Here is a 3,121-nt window from a genome sequence, read left to right on the forward strand (position 1 = left end):
CCGCCCCGGTCCCGGTGGTCCCGGCTCCGGCCGGCGGGGTCACCGGCGCCTCGGCTACTGCTGCCACGGCTCACTCCTTCCCGTCGACGACCGCGACGACGACGTGCGGCCGGTGGTGGTCGTGCCCGGTCAGGGCGGCGTACAGGGCGTCGTGGTCGTGCCCGTCGACGGTGGACGCCTGCCAGCCGTTGACGGTGAACCGGGCCGCGATCCCGCCCGGCCAGCCGTGGGTGGCGGAGCGGTTGTCCACCACGATCGCGGTCAGTTCGGCCAGTCCGGTGGCGCCCGCGTACGCGATCGCCTCGTGGTTGGAGCCCTCGTCGAGTTCGGCGTCGCCGAGCAGGACGTACACCCTCGGGGTGAGCAGGCCCTGGGCCCGCAGGCCGAGCGCGGTGCCCACGCCGATGCCGAGCCCGTGCCCGAGCGACCCGGACCCGATCTCGACGCCCGGCACCAGGACGCGGTCGGGATGGCCGCCGAGGCGGCTCGCCGGACCGTAGGCGTCGTCCAGCCACTCCGGTGGGATGAACCCCCTGGCGGCGAGGACGGCGTAGTAGCCGGCGACGGCGTGCCCCTTGGAGAGAAGGAACCGGTCCCGGTCCGGGTCGTCGGGCCGGTCCGGGGAGATCCGTAGGATCCGGTCGTAGAGGACCCAGAGGACGTCGACGGTGGAGTACACGTTCGAGCTGAGGTCGTCCTCCTGGGCCGCCGCGATCCGCCGCAGCAGCGGCGCGACCGGGCCCGGGACGACCGGGGCGCTGGCGATGGTGACGGTCATGCCGTTAGCCTGCAACGTGAAGTTCACTTCAACTCAAGGGCGACGTGATGCAGGAGTCACTCACCATCGGTCAGCTCGCCGCCCGCAGCGGCGTGGCCCCCTCGGCCCTGCGCTACTACGAGCGGCTCGGCCTCATCCACGCCGAGCGCACCGGCGGCAACCAGCGCCGGTACGCCCGGGCCGAACTGCGTCGGGTGGCGTTCATCCGGATCGCCCAGCAGGTCGGCGTCTCGCTCGACGAGATCCGGGAGGCACTGGACTCGCTACCCGAGGGGCGTACCCCCAGCGCGGACGACTGGGCCCGGATCTCCGCCGCCTGGCGCAACCGACTGGACGAGAAGATCACCCTGATCAGCAAACTGCGTGACGACCTCACCGGCTGCATCGGTTGCGGCTGCCTGTCACTGCAGCGCTGCACCCTGAACAACCCCGCCGACAAGCTCGCCGGCGAGGGGCCGGGCGCGCGACTGGTCCTGCCCCGCCGCTGAGCGCGGTGGGCTGCGGCGCGGTGCGTCGCCGGGGGCGGTGGGCCGCGGCGCGGTGCGTCGCGGGGGTGACCGGTCAGCCGGTGACCAGCAGCACCTTGCCCAGGTGGTCGCTCGACTCCACCAGCCGGTGCGCCTCGGCCGCGTCCGACATCGGCATCCGCCGGTCCACCACCGGTCGGATCCGGCCCGACTCCACCAACGGCCAGACCTGCTCCCGTACGCCCTGGACGATCGCCGCCTTCTCGGTGAGCGGACGGGACCGCAGGGCGGTCGCGGCCACCGAGGCCCGCTTGGCCAGCAGCGCGCCGAGGTCGAGTTCCGCCTTCCGTCCGCCCTGCATGCCGATCACCACCAGTCGGCCGCCGGTCGCCAGCGCCGCCACGTTCCGGCCCAGGTAGGCCCCGCCCATGATGTCGAGGATCACGTCGGCGCCCCGACCGTCGGTCACCCGGCGGACCTCCTCGACGAAGTCCTGCTCCCGGTAGTCGACGGTGTGCGCCGCGCCCAACGCACGCAGCCGTTCGTGCTTGGCCGCGCGGGCGGTCACCACCACGGTCGCGCCCAGCGCCGCGCCGAGCTGGATGGCGAACGTGCCGATGCCACTGCCCCCGCCGTGCACCAGCAGCGTCTCGCCCGCCGCCAGCCGGGCGAGCTGGACGACGTTCGACCAGACCGTACAGGCGACCTCGGGCAGCGCGGCGGCGTCGACCGGGTCGACCCCGGCCGGCACCGGCAGCAGCTGCCCGGCCGGTACGGCGACCCGCTCGGCGTACCCGCCACCGGCCAGCAGCGCACAGACCTCCTGGCCGACCCGCCACCCGGTCACGTCCGGAGCGGTCGCGGCGACCACCCCGGCGCACTCCAGGCCCGGGTACGCCGAAGCGCCCGGCGGCGGCGGATAGTGCCCCTGCCGTTGCAGCAGGTCGGCCCGGTTCACCGCGCTGGCCCGCACGTCGACCACCACCTCACCGGGGCCGGGCTCCGGGTCGGGCACCTCGGTCCAACGCAGGGCTTCGGGTCCACCGGGTTCCGGGATCGTGATCGCACGCATGGACCTGTTTTACCCGATCCGTCCCTCGGTCCACGCCCGGGTGAGGATCTCCGTCACGGTCTGTTCCGGGGTCTGGTCGGAGGTGTCCAGCCAGAGTCCGATCCGGGGCGTGGTGGTGCGGAAGTCGGCATCCAGGGCGGCGACCGGCCAGTCGCCGTACCCCTTCTTGGGTCGGTCCCGTTCACGGGTGGCGACCACCTCCGGACGGGGTGCGAGCACCACGACCGCCAGTGGCCGGTGCCGGATCCGGTCGACCATCGCCGCCAGCTCCGGACCCAGGACAACGTCCTGGCAGACCACCGTGAAACCGGCGGCGGCGTACGTGTCGGCGGTCGACGCGGTGAGGTGGTAGCGGAGCCGGAGCTGCCGCCACGCCTCCTCGGACGGTGTGGCGCTCATCTCGGCCCGCCCACTGACCACCATCCGGCGGAAGACGTCCCCGCGCAGGTGCACCGCGCGCGACAGTCGGCGGGCCAGCAGTTCGGCCACTGTGGACTTGCCAGCTGCCATGATCCCGGTGACCAGCACCACCGACGGGGTGTCCCACATGCCGCGATGATCCCACGTTCGGGCGGGACGCCGACTCGCGCCGCCGGGCGGTCGTGGCAGACTAGGCGGGGTCGCGTACCCCTCGGGGGCGCGCCGGGAGGGTTCGCCTAGTGGCCGATGGCGCTGGTCTTGAAAACCGGTAGGGCAGCGATGTCCTCGTGGGTTCGAATCCCACACCCTCCGCCTCTCATGGATCTCCGTTAACGCAGCTCAGCCCCGGTTTTTACACCGGGGCTGTCCGCTGGTGGGGGGATG

At 73.1% G+C, this 3,121-nt stretch carries 4 protein-coding genes and 1 tRNA gene; 2 read left to right on the forward strand and 3 right to left on the reverse strand.

What is annotated here, in order from left to right:
* Positions 1-70: 70 nt before the first annotated feature.
* Positions 71-778: a transketolase gene (locus AB0F58_RS06195; RefSeq protein WP_357138605.1), complete on the reverse strand. Its 708-nt coding sequence runs from the start codon at positions 776-778 to the stop codon at positions 71-73.
* Between the two features lie 47 nt (positions 779-825).
* On the opposite strand from AB0F58_RS06195, the gene soxR reads away from it, so the two are divergent.
* Positions 826-1,266 carry a redox-sensitive transcriptional activator SoxR gene (soxR, locus tag AB0F58_RS06200; protein ID WP_357138608.1) on the forward strand — a complete coding sequence of 147 codons (441 nt, stop codon included), beginning with the start codon at positions 826-828 and terminating at the stop codon, positions 1,264-1,266.
* Positions 1,267-1,339: 73 nt separating this feature from the next.
* Here the strand turns inward: soxR and AB0F58_RS06205 are convergent, their stop codons facing one another.
* Both AB0F58_RS06205 and AB0F58_RS06210 read right to left on the reverse strand, forming a co-directional pair.
* The gene (locus AB0F58_RS06205; protein ID WP_357138611.1) at positions 1,340-2,317 is read right to left on the reverse strand and encodes an NAD(P)H-quinone oxidoreductase; all 978 of its coding nucleotides are present in this window, start codon (positions 2,315-2,317) and stop codon (positions 1,340-1,342) included.
* Between the two features lie 9 nt (positions 2,318-2,326).
* Positions 2,327-2,866, reverse strand: coding sequence for an AAA family ATPase (locus tag AB0F58_RS06210; protein WP_357138614.1), 540 nt, complete (start codon positions 2,864-2,866; stop codon positions 2,327-2,329).
* A gap of 96 nt (positions 2,867-2,962) precedes the next feature.
* Between AB0F58_RS06210 and AB0F58_RS06215 the strand changes: the two genes are divergently transcribed.
* A tRNA-Ser gene (locus tag AB0F58_RS06215) sits at positions 2,963-3,049 on the forward strand.
* Positions 3,050-3,121: the final 72 nt, after the last annotated feature.

The sequence above is a fragment of the Micromonospora sp. NPDC023956 genome, assembly GCF_040639195.1.
Lineage (GTDB): Bacteria > Actinomycetota > Actinomycetes > Mycobacteriales > Micromonosporaceae > Micromonospora.

Excerpts from the sequence above, each read along its gene's own strand:
- AB0F58_RS06195 (WP_357138605.1), bottom strand. The coding sequence starts at position 778 with ATGACCGTCACCATCGCCAGCGCCCCGGTCGTCCCGGGCCCGGTCGCG.
- AB0F58_RS06210 (WP_357138614.1), bottom strand. The coding sequence starts at position 2,866 with ATGTGGGACACCCCGTCGGTGGTGCTGGTCACCGGGATCATGGCAGCT.
- soxR (WP_357138608.1), top strand. The coding sequence starts at position 826 with ATGCAGGAGTCACTCACCATCGGTCAGCTCGCCGCCCGCAGCGGCGTG.
- AB0F58_RS06205 (WP_357138611.1), bottom strand. The coding sequence starts at position 2,317 with ATGCGTGCGATCACGATCCCGGAACCCGGTGGACCCGAAGCCCTGCGT.